Origin of the sequence: Paenibacillus vulneris (assembly GCF_039543185.1) — a bacterium.
In the GTDB taxonomy this organism is placed as follows: domain Bacteria; phylum Bacillota; class Bacilli; order Paenibacillales; family NBRC-103111; genus Paenibacillus_S; species Paenibacillus_S vulneris.
The window spans coordinates 14,005-32,009 of sequence record NZ_BAABJG010000056.1; the positions used below are offsets into that span (position 1 = coordinate 14,005).

The following is an 18,005-nucleotide window of genomic DNA, read 5'->3' on the forward strand; positions in this document are numbered from 1 at the left end:
GTTCTAAGGGCAGCGAAGCTTATCGAAGGCAAGGCTTTTATCAAATCTGTTTACAGAGCCCACGGCTGACGTTCGGCCACTACGCTTTGCCCTGTTGCTATCGCTTGCTCGATCATTAAGCCCAAATAGTGATCCTGGGACGCATCCCTTAAGCTGTAGAAATCCGGCCCGCCCGCCGCGTAATTGGCCATATGCATTAAGCACGTGGCAATAGCAATTTCGTCATCGTACAGCCTTGCGGGTGCAAACGGATTGTCATAAACCCACTGCTCTCCCGCCATAATCCCTTTCAGGAAATAGCCTTCCAGATTCTCTTCTTCTCCCCGGTTAATCCGTTTAAAATCCATATACAGAGGCGTCTCATAATCAGCCAGCACGCGAATCCGGTTATCGAAGATCTCCCCGCGCTGCCCCCTTACGGACAGATGATTCGAGCGGGTCCAGGAGCGATGCTGATCCTTCGTAAAATCATAGATCCCGAGCTTCCCGCCGAAATCAAGCCAAGCAAGGTCGCGCTGCAGCGGAATCAATCGCTCCTCCGTCGGAGGGCCGCTGCGGGTCGGTCCCGCCACCCAATCGGATTCGAACCTTTTGGCCTGAATCGTTACATCTTCAAAGCCCGCGCCCAGCATTTTCCTGATCAGGCTGACCCCATGATACAAATGCGAGATGGATACGGTCGCTTCCGTTACCCGCCCCAGCCTCCCCGAGCGAATAAAAGCCAATCGCGCCGCATGCGCCGGCTGAAAATGATACTGCTCCGCCACCTGAACCCGAGCTCCCTGTAAGGTGAGCTTGTCATGAAGCTCGCGCAAGCCTTCGAGATCCGGAGCCGGCGGCGTCTCCGACAGCGCAGGAATGCCAAGCTCCGCCAATTGGAGCAAATACTCCTTGCAGGCAGACCGGCTGACGGATACCACGACAAAATCCGGCTTTTCCTTATTGAGCAGCTGATCCAGCGTCGGATAAACAGGAACGTTCCATTCTTGCTCAAGCCTGCGTCCCTTGTCCGGGTCCCTGACGACCAGACCGCTAACGCGGAACTGCTCCGGAAGCGCTTGGGCGATTCGAAGGTAAAACTGCGCCCGGAAGCCTCCGCCGCCTATAATACTGAACGACACCGGTTTCTCCATGATCAATCCCTCCTGTTGTGCCAATCATCTCCATCTAAAATAACTCATATTTCCATTTAATGAAACTGATTTTCGTAAATTCAGCAGAACGAGCCTCCCATTATAACATTCTATCGTTCAAAAAAAAGATTTTATCGGGAACCGCCGCTTATTAATGGTATGATGAACAAAAAAGATGAAGAGGGAGTGCTTCTTAGTGAATTTTTCCTGGAAACGCAATCTTTTCGTATTGTGGATCGGCACCTTTCTGGTGAGTATGGCTTACTCGGTATCCATCCCCTTCATGTCGATTTTTTTGCAAGAGGACCTGGGTGTCCACAACCATCTCGAGGCATGGACCGGCGTCATTTTTGCCTCCACCTTTTTAGCCAGCTCGCTGATTGCGCCCTTCTGGGGGTCGCTCGCCGACAAGTACGGCCGAAAGCCAATGATGCTGAGAGCGGGCATCTGCTTGGCCATCGCTTATTTCTTGTATTATATCGTGCAAAATCCTTATGAATTGATCCTTGTCCGGATCATGGAAGGCCTGCTTGCCGGCTACATTCCATCCGCCATCGCTTTGGTAGCGACCAATACGCCGGAAAAACATATCGGTTACGCGCTCGGCATCATTTCCACCTCAAGCGCGACGGCATCCATACTGGGGCCTTTGCTCGGAGGCGTCGTCAGTCATCTGATCGGACCGCGCGATACGTTCTTCGTCGCGGGCGTGATGGTGCTTATCGCGTTCGTCATCGCCATCCTGTGGGTGAAGGAGCCTTCCTTTAACAAGACCGATGCCAAGCGTTCCTCCATTGCAAACGATCTGAAAGTGGCCGCTTCGAACAAACCGTTAATGTCGGCCCTGCTCATAGTGTTCATTACGTCTACATCCATCATGATTCTGGAGCCGTTATTAACGATCTATGTATTGAAGCTCGGCTCCAGCCAATCCTCTGCATCGCTGAATGCAGGCATTATTTTCTCCGCCGTCGGCATCGCGACATTGATCGCCGCACCGCGTTGGGGGAAGCTCGGAACCAAACTCGGGTATGAGAAGGTGCTGTTCATCGGCCTGCTCGGCGGCGGCATAGGCAACCTGCTGCAAATTGCCTTCCACAATCTGATCGGCTTCGGATCGCTGCGCTTTGTGTACGGTCTGTTCTTCGCAGCCGTCTATCCTGCCTTGAACGCCTTCATCGCGCAGATGAACAGACCCGGGCTTCCGCAGCCGCGCGTTCAGCTTGAACCAGTCGGCGAACCAGATGGGACTGCTACTTGGCCCTCTGATCGGCGGCTTCCTGGCATCTCAAACCTCGATCCCTATCGTGTTCGCTATCAATGGGTGTATGCTTCTTCTCGTTGCGGTCTTATTGAAAATCCCGAGATTTTCGTTCCATACCAGCCCTGCCTCTTTGAAGGAAACTTCCAAGTAGCTTTCCTCCTACCCTGTAAAACATAAAAAGCCGACCTTTTTTTGAGGTCGCCGAATGAGAAGCCTTTAGCTTCGTGAAATTTGCTATATAAGGAAGTGGGGTATGCCTCGAAGGAGTTTACGTCCGCCTTTGAAACCCGTGAACATACCATTAATTTTAATCAAAGATTCACGGGTTTCAACAGCGGCTGGAGGGGCATATCCCACTGGAATATAGTAGCAACATTTCAAGTGAACCAGGCTTCTCATTAATAAAGCCGGCCTCAACAAGGCCGGCTTTTTATGTTAATGTGACGATTCTGCCCGATCAATATGCAACAAATGCTTCCGGCTGCTCAAAACGAGCAGAACAGAGATAAGCACGAAGCAGCCGCCTACGATGAACGGCACATGAGGGTTATACCACTCGGCCAGCTTGCCTGCAAACCACGGAGCGATCGCTCCTCCAAGGAAACGCAGGAAGCTGTATGCCGCCGAAGCGGTCGGACGCTCGACCGGAGCGGCCTGCATCACCGCCGTCGTGATCAGCGTATTGTTGTTCCCCAAGAAAGCGCCCGCGATGATAACCGCGATAATAACGACCGCTTTGCTCGACGTCCAAATCCCCATCGCAAACAAGGTTAAAGCGAACAAGGTCAGCATGATGCACATGGAGGAGATGGTGCCGTATCGTCTTTCAAGCTTAGGCGCCATGAATACGGATGTGGCTGCAAGAAGAAGTCCCCACCCCAGGAAGACGTACCCCAGGCCCCGTTCTTTCAGATGCATAACGAAAGGCGAATAAGCCAGCAAGGTGAAAAATCCGAAGTTATACAAAAATGCAGTCAGTCCGAGCGTCAGCAGCGCACGGTATTTCAATGCCCGGAACGGGTCCATCAAGGAGCTTTTAGCCTTCGTTAGCTTCTTCGTTTTTGGCATCATGATGAGAAGGAAAATAAAAGCGACCACCATCAGCACGCTAACGCCGAAGAACGGGCCGCGCCAGGAGATGGAGCCAAGCTCCCCGCCCAGCAAGGGACCAACGGAAATCCCTAGACCAATGGCCGCTTCATAGAGAATGATGGCTTGGGCTGTTCCCGCGGTGGATAAGGAGACGATGGCGGATAATGCCGTAGCGACAAAAAGCGCATTCCCGAGACCCCAGCCGCCGCGAAGCCCGACCAGTGTCCAAATGCCGTTAGAAGCGCCGCCCAATGCGGCGAATATAGCGATGATAATAATCCCCAGCAGCAAAGTCCATTTGGTACCTAATCTGGACGAAACGACGCCTGTAATCAGCATGGCAATGGCCATGACCATGTTATAGCTTGTGAAAAGCAATGTAACCTGGCTTGGGGTTGCATTCATTTTTTCAGCGATGGCGGGCAAAATAGGATCGACAAGGCCGATCCCCATAAATGCGATGATACAGGCAAAGCCTACGGCCCATACCGCTTTGGGTTGACTCAATAACCCTGTTTTCTCTGTTGATGCAGGTTCCATAGTAACGACCAACTCCTATTTATTATTTTTGCTCATTTTCTCCGCTCATTCTGGCTATGGCAGCCTGAACTCGTTGTAGAAAATGCTGAATGTCATCGCGCATTTCCGTCATTTTCTTCAGCTTCTCTTCGAGAATGTCCAACTGATGCTTCACGACGGGCTCAAGCTCTATTAACTTGGGCAGCTTCTCCTTGTCATCGGAAATTTGCCTGTATCCTTGTCTGTGGGATTCCAGCTCTTCTGTTAAGGCTACATAACGCTGCAGCTCCTGCAAGGAAAACCCCAGGACGTCACGGGCATTAATCAGCCTTTTCAGCCGGTCAATATGCTCCTGCGTGTACAAACGAATTCCGCCTTCACTTCGTTCAGGGGGAGGAAGTAATCCGATCTCCTCATAATATCGAAGCGTCCGTTTGGTCAAGCCGCATTCCTTCGCTACGTCATCGATCTTGAATTTTGCCGTCATCCGAATCATCCTTCTCTTTTGGTCGTATTCTATTATGCTCCAAAGTTAACGTTAACGTCAACTGTAACTTTTAACAAAACATCGATTGTAATATGCTTCGAACCTGAACCACCTATACAAATATCCCTGTAATGCGGGGGCCACAAAGCATCGTTTAGTACTTTGCGTGGGGGTGCCCCGATGCTTTTTTTAAATGTTTCAATATAAAAAAAGACCGCTAATGAATCGGCTGGAGCTCCAGCCTGTTCACTAACAGTCTCTTATTATAGCCAAGCTTATTTCCAAGGCAGCAGCTTGTTTTCAAGCCATTGCAAGCCGCGGTTAAACAGCAAGCCTAACAGCGACAGGACGACAACGCCGACCATAAGCTTCGTCGTAATCATCAGGTTCCCGTAATGGAGAATCATCGATCCTACGCCTTGCTGGGCCGCGATCATTTCCGCCGAAACGAGCAGCAGGAGCGAGGTCCCTGCAGCCAGCTTGAGCCCTGCGAAAATCATTGGCAAAGCTCCCGGAAGAATGACCTTCCGGATCACGTTAAAATGGCTGGAGCCAAAGGTAACAGCCGCTTTGATCCAGATCGGATCGACGTTCTTAACGCCGGAAAACGTATTAATAACGACAGGAAAAAATACGCCGAGCGCAATCATCGTAAATTTAGGCGTTTCCCCGATCCCAAGCCACAAAATGATCAGCGGCAGCAAAGCGATCTTAGGAATCGGATAGATCGAGTAAACGATCGGGCTGACAATAGCATCGGCCCATTTGGAGAATCCTAATAACAGGCCGACCACAATCCCGCATACGGCGCCAATGGCGTAACCGACAAGGATACGGTACAAGCTGGCCCACAGGTTCTCATGCAGCTCTCCGCTCGTCAGCATGTCCCAGCCTGCCGAAAGAATAGCCGTTGGGGCCGGCAAAAACAACGGAGGCATAATGCCCATCCGGCAGACCAGCTCCCAGAGCAGCAGAATGACCAGAATCCCAAGTACAGAGGCATACGCCGGCACCTTCAGCTCGAGGAAGGATACCCGGTTGCGGATGACATGGCGCTGTCCGGTTGATTTTTCATTTGATGATGCACTCATGCTATCCCTCCTTCAAAGCTTCTTGGGCGTCATGCCGAATCAGCTCCCAGATTTCATTCGAATAGTTCTCAAAGGCCGCGCGGTGCTCCTCCTTGTCACGGCCCATCTTGGGCAGATCAATACGGATTTGCGCTTTAATTTGCCCTGGATGGCGGGACAATACGATCACCCGGTCCGCCAAATAGACAGCCTCTTGAATGTTATGCGTCACATAAAGCGTGCTCAATCGGGTGCGGTCCCAGATCGAGAGCAGCTCTTCCTGCATCAGTGTCCGGGTTTGGGCGTCCAGCGCAGAGAACGGCTCGTCCATCAACAGAAGATCCGGCTCCACCGCAAGCGCCCTTGCGATGCCTGCCCGCTGACGCATACCGCCGGACAGCTGCTTAGGGAACGCCGATTCAAAGCCGTTCAGCCCTACCATATCGATATAATGCTGTCCTTTTTCCTTCTGCTCCTGTTTGCTTACCCCTTGCTCTTCCAGCCCGAAGATCACATTCTCATAAACGGTACGCCATGGGAACAGAGCAATCTCCTGGAAGACAATGCCGAGACGCGGCGGCTTCGCCGCATCGAAGCCCTCGAAATAGACCTCACCTGAGGAAGGAGACAAGAGTCCCCCGACAATGTTAAGCAGCGTCGATTTGCCGCAGCCGCTCGGTCCGACCAGGACGACAAATTCCTGCTCCTCGATGGCGAAGTTAATGCTTTTGAGAGCCGTTACTTCCCGCTTCTTGGAATCGATAAACTTCTTCTCAACGTTATCTACTACGATCCTCATTGCCTTATTTCCCCAGCTGCTTCAGGGCTTCATCCAGCAAGCTCGTATTGACGATACCCGCAGGATCAATCGCTTTATCGATCAGCTTTTCTTTGGCATACCAGTCCACTTGGGTCTTGATGTCGGTAGCGAGAAGTTTTCCGTCACGATCCATGTAAGGCAAGCCTTGTTTCACATTTTCTTCCGGCTGATCCGTGTATTTGGCAATGATTTTAACAACCTCATCATAGTTGGCTCCAGGAACCACTTTGCCGTCCTTCTGGGTCAATACCGCGTCATAATAGTAACGAGTCGCTTTGGCATAAGCCTTCAGGAAACGAACGGACAAATCTTTGTTATCCGCAAGCTTAGGAGAGAAGAATACGCCGGAGGTTTGATATTCAATTTCATCCCCGACTTGTGCCAGGACGCGGCCGTAGCCTTCTTTGGCGACGGTAGTCAAGTTAGGCTCATTCAGCATAACGGAATCCACTTGCTTGCTCTTGAGCGATTCCATCAAGCCTTTAATGCTGTTCAGAGGAACGAGTTCGACGTCCTTCAGCGTCAAGCCATGCTTTTCAAGCAAACGTCCTACCATGTAATGATAGGTGGAGCCTGTTTGGGTAATCCCGATTTTTTTGCCTTTCAGCTGTTCAATGGATTTCACGTCGGAATCCGTAGGAACCATGAAAGCCGTCGAAGAGTACCCTTTTTGCTCTCGGCCTTTATCGGCAACGATCACAAGCTTCTGTCCGCCTGCAACCATGTTGTACAAGCTTGCGGAGATTCCGGTCGCTCCAACCTGCACGCTTCCGCCCGCTGTTGCTACAGCAATCGGTTGTGCCGCGTCAAACCATTTGGGCTTCGCATCGATGCCCTCTTCCTTGAAGTATCCCTTCTCCATAGCAATAAAAATAGGTGCCGAGCTGGTCAGCTTGAGCATGCCGATATCCATCGAAACCGTCTCTGTCTTAGCCGGTGCAGCGGAGCTTCCGGGAGTTGTTGGGGCGGCTTCTTTTTTTCCACAGCCAGCTAGTGCGGCGCCGATACCCATTACTAACGTTAGTGCCAAAAGTGATGCCTTTCTCATGCTGTTTACCCTCCATTTTTTTTATGCGCAATTGCCAAACCTTATATCTGTTCGACGCGTTAAAGCAATTATCCTGCCTAAAACACTTTTTTTATTGAACATTGTTTAAAAATATACCTTCAATACAAATTAATGATTCCATTTCAAAATATTGTTATCTTGTTCTTGAAGCAGCCGTGCCATATAAACGATTTGCCCCGTATGATACCCGTAATGCACGGTAAGATGGTACAGCAGCCTTCCTATGGGGCGGTTATAGGTAGCGATTCCCGCGTCTTCCGGGTAATGAACCGTCACTTCCCGTTCCAGATCCTGCTCTGATATAGCCGAGAGCACGCTTCGCGACTGCTCCCTAACTTCCTTCAATCGGCCGTACAGCTCCTTGCAGGAGAAGCCTCCTTCAGCTCTGAATTCCGCGGAGCGCTCCCGGGTGTAAGGCAGCCCTCCGATACTGCTTGCAATATTATGGAATTCATTGCCTGCGAGATGAAGACACAGATTGCCAATACTATTAGTCCCCTCTTTCCGCTTCTCCCAAACCTGAGCATCCGAAATCCGATGCAGCGCCTTCTCGATCTTCTCCAGCTCCTGGTCAAGCAAACTTAAAGTCATTGCAATGAACATGCGGCACCTTCCTTGTGTGAATTACATAATTTTACATTTTCTTGGCTGTTCGAACGTAAAAAGAGCCGGCGTAACCGGCCCTCGTTGCGAGAATTAATCGAAATCGTAGCGCTGTTCCTTCCATGGATTTCCATACATGTGATACCCGTTCCGCTCCCAAAAGCCAGGCTTATCGCTCGCCATAAATTCGATGCCGCGCAGCCATTTGGCGCTTTTCCAGAAATACAGATGCGGTACGACCATTCGTACCGGATACCCGTGATCCGGGGTTAAGAGCTCGCCGTTATGCTTCAGGGCAAATAACGAGGTCTCCTTGAGAAAGTCCTCCAGCGGCAAGTTCGTCGTCCAGCCATGCTCGGCATGCAGCATGACATACTTCGCCTCCGGCTTCAGCTTCACACGCTTCATTACCTCGGCGACCGCTACCCCCTCCCATACGTTGTCCAGCTTGGACCAGGTGGTCACGCAATGGATGTCGTTACGGAATTCCTGCCGCGGCAGTGCAATAAACTCCTGGTAGCTGAGCGTCACTTCCTCCTCCACCAGGCCAAACAAGCGAAAATTCCAAAGGCTCATATCGTTGTAATAAGGCACGCTGCCGTAATGCAGCACCGGAAATCCTTGCGTCAACGTCTGTCCCGGCGGCACCCGGGTGGCCGTCTCTTGATTTGCGCTCATCTTCCCTTCCTCCTTCTGGGTTTATAAGGCTGGCAAGCCTTCTGCTTCCTCCCTTTATTATAGCCGCAATGAAGCCAGTTCTTCCAAAGGAATGTCGCACAAGGGCAAACTCATCTCTACCGTCGTGCCTTGATTGACCCGGCTCGTAATAGACATCTTCCCGCCATGATGCTCTATAATTTTCTGGCTTATCATCAATCCCAACCCGGTTCCGCCCTCCTTGGTCGTATAGAAGGGCTCGCCCAGCCGGGGCAGCTTGTCCTCCGGTATGCCGCAGCCCTGATCGATAATCCGCAGCATGGCAAGACCGGTATCTTCCGCAATGGTAAGAACAATATGAATGATTCCGTCGCGGGTCATCGCTTCGATCGCATTTTTCAGGAAGTTAATGATAACCTGCTTGATTTGATTCGGATCGCAATGCACGGCATAGGGACCTTGTCCGGCCGCCAGCTGGATTTCAATGTTTTTCATAATGGCCTGTGTGCCGATCAGCGTCTGGACCTCTTCTACCAAATCCTTCAGATCGGTCCTCCGCAGCTGAAGCGATTGCGGCTTCGACAGCATCAACAGCTCGCTTACGATCAGTTCAATGCGATCCAGCTCCTCCTTCATAATGGACAAATATCTGGGGAACTGCGCATCGGAATGCATCATCAGCTTCACAAAGCCCTTCAGCGCGGTAAGCGGATTGCGAATCTCGTGGGCAACCCCCGCAGCCAATTGACCGACAACGGACAGCTTCTCGGATTTGCGCAGAAGCTCATCCTTTCTCTTCTGCTCCGTTATGTCTTTGACCATAACATAGCAGCCAACCATAGCCTGGCGAATAATAATCGGGGCCGGTGTTATCAACAGATAGACTAGGGAGCCGTCCTTGCTGACAAGCCGCATCTCGCCGCAATCGAACGATTCTCCTATCATAAAGTGTTGGAACCACTGCTGGGCCCGGCCGGCATCTTCATAATAGAATAGGTCCGTAAAATGAAAATCATTCAATTCTTGCGCGGAATAACCCGTGATTTGCTCTGCGGCCGGATTGACCGAGACGATATAGCCCGTTTTGTCCAAGGCAATAATGGCCTCGGGATTGTATTTCTTCAGCGAAGTATAGCGGTCGATCGTTTCCTCCAGCAGCTGCTGCATTTTCTTATGCTCGGTTATATCCTGAACGGTGCCATGGATTTTCATTAAACGACCCTGCTCGTCCTTCAATGCAACTCCTTGGAGATGAACATGCTTTTCATCCTCATCCGGCAAAAGAATCCGGCATTCCAGGCTGAAGCTATGACCCTCCAGGGCATTCCTTATTTTCGACACCACCATGGGCTGATCGTCCGGATGGACATACGTCAGGAAGCGCTCATACGTTCCGACGCTGCCGCCATCCTTAATGCCATGAATGCGGAGCAGCTCCTCCGAGCATATGATCTCTTTGCTGTCCACATCCCATTCCCAGCTGCCGATAGACGCAATTCGCTGCGCTTCCTTCAGGCTTCTTTGGCTATGGATGAGAGCCTGCTCCGTCTCTATTCGTTCCGTCACGTCCCTTCCGATGGAGAGAATTTTATCTATTTCGCCATCCTCATTCAGGATCAATTTAACAGCCGTTTCAATCCAGACATAATGCCCGTCCGCATGGCGAAAACGCGCACATATTTTGTCATGCTCGCCGTACTGCCGGTTCATTATAGGGGCCACGTCGTCCGGATGGAAATATTCCACTAGTTGCCTGCCTATTAACCGGTCCGGTTCGTATCCGAGCAAGCTGTGGACAGCCGGAGACACGCTCAGGCATAGCCCGTCCGCCGTAGTGCATACGATAATATCCTGCGAGTGCTCGAACAGGATGGAGGAGATGTTATCCTGGAGCTTCTTATCCGAGATAGCCGTCAAATAAACAAGAAGGCTCTCCGGCGTCCCGTCGTGATTTCGAAGAACCATTACCTGTTCCGCCGCCCATATGACCTGCCCCGTCTTATGGATATAACGAATATCCAGGTGAGCGGAGCCGGTATGTCCCTTTAGCAATTCCTTCAGCTCTCGTTCTTCCTTAGCGCAGTCATCGGAATGAATGAAGCTTCGATGATCCCTCTCTATCAATTCCTGTTCTTCATAGCCGAGCATGCAGCAGAGGGCCGGGTTGACACGATTCCAAACACCATCCATGGATAGAACGGCGATACCTAATGGAGCAAGCAAAAATGCATGTTCATAAAAAGAAGGGTGTTCCAGATGCATTGAACTCAATAGTGACGCCTCCTTTGCATTTCATTCGTAACTGCTCAGGCCATTGACAAATCGAATCCACGAATCCATATCCAGCTTGCACGTGTTATAAGCGCGACGTCATCCTCTCAATCAGCTGATGAACCGGGAGGACACGATCGGCGCGAATCGCGCAAGCTTCCTTATCATCCAGGTGCTGAAGAAAATGGTCTACTGCCCCGGCGAAGCCGCGGCGGGCCGCGATCGTCTCCCAGCTGCCAAAGCCACCCGAACGGGGGAGAGCATGCTGCTCATAAAAAACAGCCGATTCCATATTCTTCACTTCGACGGAACGGCCGCTTCCATGCAGTTCAAGCTTCTCCAAGTCTGCCCCGGCCTGCCGTACCATGCTGAATTGACCTGCTCCTTTCATGGCTCGATCTACTCCTGGTCCGTGAAACACAAGACTGCCCGCTCCGAACAGCAGCCTCCCGGCAGCATCCTGCTGTTCTATGTACTGCAAATCCTCATACCGTTCTCCACCGATCCACAGCAGCAAATCAAGCATATGGATCAGATCGTCGTAAAGCGTATATTTGGCGCCGTGCTTCTGAAGCTTCGTCCTGTGCTTGGCAACAGAGCAAAGCTCGAAGCCTCCCGTCTCCTCCATCCATTGCTTCGCCTGGACATATAAAGGAGCGTAGCGGCGGTTAAAGCCAACGCCCAGCAGTACACCTTGATCTAGTGCGTACTTCGACATGGCTTCCGCTTCCCGGTAATCGTACGAAAGCGGCTTGTCCACATACACGGCCGTTCGCCGCTTCAGACAAGCCATAACCACATCATAATGGGTTTCCGTCGGGCTGTGGACGAATACGGCCTCTGGTTCTGCTTCGAGCAGGGCCTCCAACGTATCATAGCGTCCTTCTATGCGATATTGACGCGCTACCTTCTCCACAGTGGCCGGCGTCCGGCTGGCTACGCCGACAATGTGAACGTTCTCATTCGAACCAAGGAGCGGCAGGTATACTTTCTGCGCAATATCTCCTAGACCAATAATACCTATCCTTTTCATTAAGGAGCCTCCTAACGAAACTTACGGTCTTCTGCTGCGTATGTCATGTTGAAGCGACTATGATTCCTATTCTCGTTCCTCATCATCCGGATGACTCCTTCTTTTGGCACATGACAAAATAGCAAATCCCTTTAACTTGCTATAGACAATATGGTAGAATAGGAATATTGCGAATATATCGGCTTCAACATTTTGCTTTCCATCTGGGGGATGGCTTACTTGTCGAAAAAAAACATAAAATGGTTTTGGACTTTTCTCATTCTTTTTGCCGCTTTATTAGGTCTGGCCGCGCTATTTCAATCCGATATGCTTATTTATGCCGCAAGTGCAATACCTATATTTATCGTCTTATTCTTGCCTGATATTAAGAAGCATCAATATATTCGCAGCGGGAAACATTCCAAGAACTTCGCGATCTACAAGCAGGACAGCGGAGAAGAAACACTGGTTGTCATCGCATTTCAGCCTGGCTTCGTACGCTGGAAAGCCGGGAGACTGTACTTCCATCTGAACGATATCAGCGAAGACTCCAGCAAAGCCGCTTCGGTATTCCAAGGAAGTGAAGGAACGGTTGCCTCTCTGCCTGTGCTGTCATTCGATTTGTCCGCACACAAACGCAAGACCGGATGGATTAGCATCGATCTTGCACAGCTGGAGCAGCGAACGACGAATCTGTCCTACACCACCGACGAGATCAATCGTCTCGTGATCCGATTGAAGGATTTAGAGGAAGCGGCATTGACGATCATGTCGGCCTCCGCATCTTCCTCCAAAAACAAAAGTAAAAGCATCTCCGCTTAAACGCCGCGTATGTGCCGCCTCTACAGGCGGCATTTTTGTTTGTATAGGGATATGTATGTATCAGACATGCTCTGAAGGATAAAGAAGGGACGTTACCACAGCAGGTAACGTCTTATGAAATCCGATGTTAACGGTAGTAAGAAGCCGCTTCCTGGACCACCTTTTGCATCGGCAGATGGTACGGACACTTTTCCTCACAAAGCGGCTTCTCCCTACAGGGCTCATAATCGGCACAGGAGAGAATCTTGTCCTTCTGCCTCTCATAAAAACCGTTGCCCTTAGGCAGCAAGCCCAAGGTTTGCCGTACCTGGCTTGAGATCATAATATCCGGAATCGTAACACCGATCGGGCAAGAGCAGTAGTTGCAGCGGCGGCAATTATGGCTTCCCAGCTCAAGCGCCAGCGCCTCCAGCTCCTTGCGCTCCTCCTCTTCCACCTCTTGCTCCATCGCAGCCAAATTTTGCTTGACCTCATCCACGCTAATCATGCCCGAAATGATGACATCGACATTCTGGCTGTAAGGATAACGGATCGCTTTCTCTACTGGCTGTATGAAGCCGCCGGATAGCGGCTTCATCGCCACCTTGCCCATTCCCATCTGCGTAGCCATAGGAATCAGCTCATTCAGGGCAAACGGCTGAGCCAGGTTCAAATGGAACAAGACTTGATCGAAATCTCCCTTGCTGATCCACTTGGCCAGAAGCTCCGGTCTATGCCCCGTAATCCCGATAAAGCGGACCTTGCCCGCTTCCTTCATCTCCAAAGCCGCTTTGTAGGCTCCGTTGTCTTCCATGGCCTGCTTATATTCGCTTACATAATTGACATAGTGAATTTGCAGCAAATCTATTACATCGGTCTTCATTCTGACCAGGCTTCGCTCAATCTCTTCCTTGGCGGCGGCATAATCCCGCTTATTCGTCTTGGTCGCCAGAAAATACTCCGAACGGCGATGGGAGATCGTTTCCCCAATAATCTCTTCGCTGTTCCGGTACCCTGCAGCCGTATCGATGTAGTTGATGCCGTGATCCAGCGCGTAATTTAGCGTATCTCCGGCCTGCTGCAAGGAAACTCCAGGCAAATTCATAGCTCCGAAGCCTAATGCCGATACCTGAAAACCGGTTTTTCCAAATGGACTGTATCTCAACTGCTTTCTCCCCTTTATCCCGAAAAAATAAGAAGTATAGACAAAGCTTCCCGTAAGAAGCTGGTAGATCATATTCAAGTTACTATTTTATCATAACCCCGGTCGTTCCGGCATAAGAGCCAACAAAATTCACGCAAAAAACACAGCGGCCAACATTGGCGGCTGTGCTTTTGCTTGGCGCAGTTAACGCCACTTTTCTTTGCCATGTTATCTTCTTTGATTCTTACCCTCATCGCTCTTCGTTGAATCATCTTTTTTTGAATCGTCAGATTTCTTATCATCCGTCTTTTTGTTGTCCTGTTCCTTCTTGCGATCGTCATCCGATTTCTTGTCGCTCTGCTTGTCATTAGGCTTCTTGGCATCGTCTTGACGTTTTGTATCCTCCCGCTTGCTATTATCGTCATCCTTGCCGGAATCATCCTTTTTCGGATCGCTGGCCTTCTTCGGGTCATCGTCCTTCTTCTTAGGATCATCCTTCTTGGAATCCGAATCTTTGGAGGAATTGTCGCCTTTTTTCGGGTCATTCTTGTTGTCGTTCCCCGAACCGGAAGTACCGGGAATCCGCGTTCCCGGCTTTATACTCGGTATTGGGGGTGTAGGCGTCGGCTTGAACGAAGGCTTTGGCGTAGCCGTCGATCCCGGCCGTTTATCGTCCTTCCGGTCATCGTTTTTATTGTTATTCGTGTTGGTTACGCCGGAGCCGTTCTTTTTCGGATCATTTTTGTCGTCGTTCTTGTTGTCATTCTTATCATTCTTGTCGTTCTTGTCATTCTTGTCGTTCTTGTTACTGTTCTTGTTGTCATCCTTGTTGTCGTTTTTGTTGTCATTCTTGTCATTTTTACTGTTCTTATCATTCTTATCGTTCTTGTCATTCTTGTCGTTCTTGTTGCTGCTATTGTTATTGCCGGTAGTGCCTTTCCCGTTGCTATCCTTCGAGGTTTGTTCTTTTTTCTTCTCTTTCAGCTTCTTATCCAGCTCTCCGGACTTTTCTTCTTCCACCAGCTTCTTGATATCGGCCTTAGTCGGCATTTTATCAGGCTGAACGATCGCCGATTTATTATCCGGGTTATTCTTTACGATCTGATGAATCGACTCCTTCTTCAGATCATCGAGCGTCACATCGACACCATTGTTTTTGGCGTTCAAATAAACCGAATATTTCCCCATCGAGACGTTGTTCTTCTTCGCTTCCTCCCTAACCTCCTGCGGAGCCGCAAAAGCCTCCACCTGATAGGAGCTTACTTGCTCGGGATGGGTTTGCTTAATATGCTCGGAAACCTGCTGACGGAGCTTCTCGGCAATCTTCGTATCGTCTACCGTACTTTTCTCCTGAACGACGGAGCTGGCAATAACAATGTCCGCCTCGCCTTTGGCAAGCGCCTTCTGCTCCGCCTTGTCCAGCAGGGTAGCTGTTACATTCTCAAGCGTTTTCCCCTTATAACTAACCTCTTGAATCAATTCGGTGCCGTCATCATTCAGCCCTCTAAGCTCAAGCACTTGTTCCTTTTCATCGATTCCCATCTCTACGGACGGGTTGATGTCCAGCGATACATAGGCAACGACCTCGGAGCTGCCCATTCTGCCGGCAAAGCTGGCGAATACGACCAGGCAGAACACGACCGCCGCAACGAGAGCGGACCGGCCGGCTACGGACGGGCTGCGCCAGTTCAAGCCGGGTTCGGCATAGATAATTTCCTCGCCAATCTCGCAGCTGCGGTTTTTGCGGGGAATCTTATCAAATTTGCCGTCCTGGCGCATAACGATAATGTTGGATCCCGTCATCTCCATGACGATGCCTTTATTCATTTGCTACCCCCCCTTCTTGTTCATCCTCTTTAATATGTAGATAGTCTCGAAGATATGGATAAGGCCCGTTATAAATTAAAGCGACAGCAATGATAAATTTGCGGTTGCGTTCCAATGTTTTTCGGGACACCTTGACCATGTCCAGCAATTCCTTAATCGGCAGCATGCGCTTTGAGAGCATGGTTCTCATCAACTCGGAATCCTCGGAGAGCTGTCTGCCAATGGCAAACAGAGCCTGCCTGGAATCGTCATGCTTCGGAGACGCGTCCACCAAATCCGAAAATTGAATACCAAAATCAGCCAAACAACGATTCAAATCCAATATTTCGCTGCGCCGCTCCTCCATTCCTTTTTGCTTCTCATACTGCTCGATCGCCTGATGGATTTCCACCGGGTTCACGACGTTGTCCTCTTCGTCCTCCACTTCGAACATGCTGTAAGGGATCTGCTGCGTGAAGCGCTGCTCCTTACGGACATAGTCAATTAAGCGGCGTCGAATGACCTGCTCGGCAAAACCGAGAAAAGACCGACCCGCCTGCGGGGAGAATTGGTTAACGGCTTCATTAAAAGCGCCCAAAGCAATACTAAATTCATCATCTCTTGCCGGATCTACATACCTTTTGCAAAAACGGCTCGTTACCTTCGCAACATACGGCTGGTAATCCGTAATAAATTGATTGCGCAGGCGTAAATCACCCTCTTGAATCCGAATCACAAGTTGCTCAGGTGTTTGCGAATCCGATGTTTCAGGGTGGTGAGACTGGCGTTTTCCGAGAAATCTCTTAAATAAAACGAGCAGCAATCGTTCCACCTCACACTATATTTTTTCGCTATCGTCATGGTTGTTTACGGGGGTCGTTTTGTGTCTCAGCATTTATTATATCACAGGTAATATGAACCAAGCTTTCTTTGTCGAATAATGCTGTCGCAATCGCTGGCTTACTAGCGGTGAAAACGGTTCAACAATTAACCGTGCATGGGGTTAAAAGGCAACAAAAAAACGTCCCTAATAAAAGAGACGTTGTCGGGTCCAATTATGTTAAGCCGCGCATCGATTTTTTGTTATTTAATCTGCTCTTGCGCTGGCTGAGGATATTCAGCCTGTGCTTAAGCTGCTCCTCCCATTCGACATCGCCCCATGCTTTGGCCACCATCAACAGATCCAAAGACATATCGATTTGACTGCGTACGACCTCGAAGGGATCTTCATTCTCATGATTGACGCAGTTTTCAATTAGTTCCGCCTGGCTCCGATGGTCGACATACTCTTGAAAATCTACTTCCGGAGCTCCGTCGCCATGCGCATATTCGGCTAATATATCGTACTCGCTTTCTACCAAATAATGAACCTCGACCCGGTGACATACCGGACAAAATAACAGGGGTACATTATGAATCTGTGTTCGTATATGTTTTAAGGTTCCTTTCGTTCCGATCATACTGGCGCCACAACAAAAGCTCATCTCTACGCCTCCTATAGATTCCCTTTCCATCCATAATAGTGAACAGGGTGTAGTCAATAATACCGAGCATATTCGCCCGTCATCTACGGGTCACTCGCTTAGGGGATCATGATAAACAGAAACGACTTATCGTCTATTATAACAGCAGGCGGGTTCCGTGAACAAGGCAGTTGAGGATATTACCAATTTTACGCAGGACCTGGCTGCGAATGGATGATCCTCCTTTTGCACATGCTGTAATGGCGTGAAATTGTGTTTCATCTTCCATAGATTAGGGTAAATCAATCAATATACCCCTTTTCGGGCCGAGTCATGGTAAAAGCATGGTTCTGCACATTCTAATCTGCTGTCCAAAGGCATATAGTAAGAATATGTCGACGTAATCTGTTACGGCTCCGTGTTGCTATGCCAACGGTATTTTCATTCTCATTTCCGAAGGGAGAGAGCCTCATGAAGTACATTCCGATCGGATCCAAACAAATCGCCTTCGTGCAGTACGATGATCAATCCTCGCAAATGCACATCCAATACCATACGGGACAAACGCGGGTTTGCTCTGGAGTTAACGAGGAGCAGGTACAGCAGCTGCTGCAGTCCGACAACCCTTATGACCTCATGGTCCGGTTAACCCGGGTGCCGCATACCGCGCAGCAAGTCTGATCCCCGCATACCGATCTCATGCATGGGAGCTAAAGCCCGCGTACGTGATGATGACCCGAAGGCTTTATATATCCGGCATGGGGATACATACCCTTGGTTTCACTCGGGGTTTT

17 protein-coding genes are annotated in these 18,005 nt (G+C 50.1%); 3 read left to right on the forward strand and 14 right to left on the reverse strand.

Features of this window, described 5'->3' with window-relative positions; genetic code table 11:
* Positions 1–50 precede the first annotated feature (50 nt).
* Positions 51–1,133 (reverse strand): Gfo/Idh/MocA family protein, encoded by a 1,083-nt coding sequence (locus tag ABEA66_RS35635; protein WP_345595243.1) that lies wholly within the window; start codon positions 1,131–1,133, stop codon positions 51–53.
* Positions 1,134–1,329: 196 nt separating this feature from the next.
* Here ABEA66_RS35635 and ABEA66_RS35640 point away from each other — a divergent pair, with 196 nt between their 5' ends.
* Positions 1,330–2,574: an MFS transporter gene (locus tag ABEA66_RS35640; RefSeq protein ID WP_425571591.1), complete on the forward strand. Its 1,245-nt coding sequence runs from the start codon at positions 1,330–1,332 to the stop codon at positions 2,572–2,574.
* A 258-nt stretch (positions 2,575–2,832) separates the two neighbouring features.
* On the opposite strand, the gene ABEA66_RS35650 is transcribed toward ABEA66_RS35640, so the two are convergent.
* From ABEA66_RS35650 to ABEA66_RS35690, 9 genes are all read right to left on the reverse strand, one after another.
* A complete protein-coding gene (locus ABEA66_RS35650) occupies positions 2,833–4,029 on the reverse strand; it encodes an MFS transporter (protein ID WP_345595245.1) in 1,197 nt (398 codons plus the stop codon).
* 22 nt (positions 4,030–4,051) lie between these two features.
* Positions 4,052–4,495, reverse strand: a complete 444-nt coding sequence (locus tag ABEA66_RS35655) for a MerR family transcriptional regulator (protein ID WP_345595247.1) — start codon at positions 4,493–4,495, stop codon at positions 4,052–4,054.
* Positions 4,496–4,770: 275 nt separating this feature from the next.
* Positions 4,771–5,586: an ABC transporter permease gene (locus ABEA66_RS35660; protein WP_079913535.1), complete on the reverse strand. Its 816-nt coding sequence runs from the start codon at positions 5,584–5,586 to the stop codon at positions 4,771–4,773.
* A gap of 1 nt (position 5,587) precedes the next feature.
* Positions 5,588–6,364, reverse strand: coding sequence for an ABC transporter ATP-binding protein (locus ABEA66_RS35665; protein WP_345595250.1), 777 nt, complete (start codon positions 6,362–6,364; stop codon positions 5,588–5,590).
* Positions 6,365–6,368: 4 nt separating this feature from the next.
* Positions 6,369–7,433, reverse strand: coding sequence for an ABC transporter substrate-binding protein (locus tag ABEA66_RS35670; protein WP_079913537.1), 1,065 nt, complete (start codon positions 7,431–7,433; stop codon positions 6,369–6,371).
* Positions 7,434–7,562: 129 nt separating this feature from the next.
* Positions 7,563–8,057 (reverse strand): DinB family protein, encoded by a 495-nt coding sequence (locus tag ABEA66_RS35675; RefSeq protein ID WP_345595252.1) that lies wholly within the window; start codon positions 8,055–8,057, stop codon positions 7,563–7,565.
* Positions 8,058–8,150: 93 nt separating this feature from the next.
* Positions 8,151–8,735, reverse strand: coding sequence for a sulfite oxidase-like oxidoreductase (locus ABEA66_RS35680; RefSeq protein WP_345595254.1), 585 nt, complete (start codon positions 8,733–8,735; stop codon positions 8,151–8,153).
* A gap of 57 nt (positions 8,736–8,792) precedes the next feature.
* The gene (locus ABEA66_RS35685) at positions 8,793–10,976 is read right to left on the reverse strand and encodes a PAS domain-containing protein (RefSeq protein ID WP_345595299.1); all 2,184 of its coding nucleotides are present in this window, start codon (positions 10,974–10,976) and stop codon (positions 8,793–8,795) included.
* Between the two features lie 94 nt (positions 10,977–11,070).
* Positions 11,071–12,018 carry a Gfo/Idh/MocA family protein gene (locus ABEA66_RS35690; protein WP_345595256.1) on the reverse strand — a complete coding sequence of 316 codons (948 nt, stop codon included), beginning with the start codon at positions 12,016–12,018 and terminating at the stop codon, positions 11,071–11,073.
* A 219-nt stretch (positions 12,019–12,237) separates the two neighbouring features.
* Between ABEA66_RS35690 and ABEA66_RS35695 the strand changes: the two genes are divergently transcribed.
* Positions 12,238–12,819: a hypothetical protein gene (locus ABEA66_RS35695; RefSeq protein WP_345595258.1), complete on the forward strand. Its 582-nt coding sequence runs from the start codon at positions 12,238–12,240 to the stop codon at positions 12,817–12,819.
* A 127-nt stretch (positions 12,820–12,946) separates the two neighbouring features.
* Here the strand turns inward: ABEA66_RS35695 and ABEA66_RS35700 are convergent, their stop codons facing one another.
* The 4 genes from ABEA66_RS35700 to ABEA66_RS35715 all read right to left on the reverse strand — a co-directional run bounded on the left by ABEA66_RS35700 (position 12,947) and on the right by ABEA66_RS35715 (position 17,232).
* Complete coding sequence (locus tag ABEA66_RS35700; protein WP_345595260.1) at positions 12,947–13,963, reverse strand: aldo/keto reductase; 1,017 nt, start codon at positions 13,961–13,963, stop codon at positions 12,947–12,949.
* A gap of 207 nt (positions 13,964–14,170) precedes the next feature.
* Positions 14,171–15,769, reverse strand: a complete 1,599-nt coding sequence (locus tag ABEA66_RS35705; RefSeq protein WP_345595262.1) for an anti-sigma-I factor RsgI family protein — start codon at positions 15,767–15,769, stop codon at positions 14,171–14,173.
* Complete coding sequence (sigI, locus tag ABEA66_RS35710) at positions 15,762–16,571, reverse strand: RNA polymerase sigma factor SigI (RefSeq protein WP_079913545.1); 810 nt, start codon at positions 16,569–16,571, stop codon at positions 15,762–15,764. Before sigI ends, ABEA66_RS35705 begins: the two co-directional genes overlap by 8 nt.
* A gap of 232 nt (positions 16,572–16,803) precedes the next feature.
* Positions 16,804–17,232: a hypothetical protein gene (locus tag ABEA66_RS35715; RefSeq protein ID WP_079913546.1), complete on the reverse strand. Its 429-nt coding sequence runs from the start codon at positions 17,230–17,232 to the stop codon at positions 16,804–16,806.
* Positions 17,233–17,682: 450 nt separating this feature from the next.
* On the opposite strand from ABEA66_RS35715, the gene ABEA66_RS35720 reads away from it, so the two are divergent.
* A complete protein-coding gene (locus ABEA66_RS35720; protein ID WP_079913547.1) occupies positions 17,683–17,892 on the forward strand; it encodes a KTSC domain-containing protein in 210 nt (69 codons plus the stop codon).
* The last annotated feature ends 113 nt before the right edge of the window (positions 17,893–18,005 follow it).

Coding starts and splice junctions, on each gene's coding strand:
- ABEA66_RS35635 (WP_345595243.1), bottom strand. CDS start 1,133: ATGGAGAAACCGGTGTCGTTCAGTATTATAGGCGGCGGAGGCTTCCGG.
- ABEA66_RS35670 (WP_079913537.1), bottom strand. CDS start 7,433: ATGAGAAAGGCATCACTTTTGGCACTAACGTTAGTAATGGGTATCGGC.
- ABEA66_RS35665 (WP_345595250.1), bottom strand. CDS start 6,364: ATGAGGATCGTAGTAGATAACGTTGAGAAGAAGTTTATCGATTCCAAG.
- ABEA66_RS35650 (WP_345595245.1), bottom strand. CDS start 4,029: ATGGAACCTGCATCAACAGAGAAAACAGGGTTATTGAGTCAACCCAAA.
- ABEA66_RS35660 (WP_079913535.1), bottom strand. CDS start 5,586: ATGAGTGCATCATCAAATGAAAAATCAACCGGACAGCGCCATGTCATC.
- ABEA66_RS35715 (WP_079913546.1), bottom strand. CDS start 17,232: ATGAGCTTTTGTTGTGGCGCCAGTATGATCGGAACGAAAGGAACCTTA.
- ABEA66_RS35690 (WP_345595256.1), bottom strand. CDS start 12,018: ATGAAAAGGATAGGTATTATTGGTCTAGGAGATATTGCGCAGAAAGTA.
- ABEA66_RS35680 (WP_345595254.1), bottom strand. CDS start 8,735: ATGAGCGCAAATCAAGAGACGGCCACCCGGGTGCCGCCGGGACAGACG.
- ABEA66_RS35705 (WP_345595262.1), bottom strand. CDS start 15,769: ATGAATAAAGGCATCGTCATGGAGATGACGGGATCCAACATTATCGTT.
- ABEA66_RS35685 (WP_345595299.1), bottom strand. CDS start 10,976: ATGCATCTGGAACACCCTTCTTTTTATGAACATGCATTTTTGCTTGCT.
- ABEA66_RS35720 (WP_079913547.1), top strand. CDS start 17,683: ATGAAGTACATTCCGATCGGATCCAAACAAATCGCCTTCGTGCAGTAC.
- ABEA66_RS35675 (WP_345595252.1), bottom strand. CDS start 8,057: ATGTTCATTGCAATGACTTTAAGTTTGCTTGACCAGGAGCTGGAGAAG.
- ABEA66_RS35655 (WP_345595247.1), bottom strand. CDS start 4,495: ATGACGGCAAAATTCAAGATCGATGACGTAGCGAAGGAATGCGGCTTG.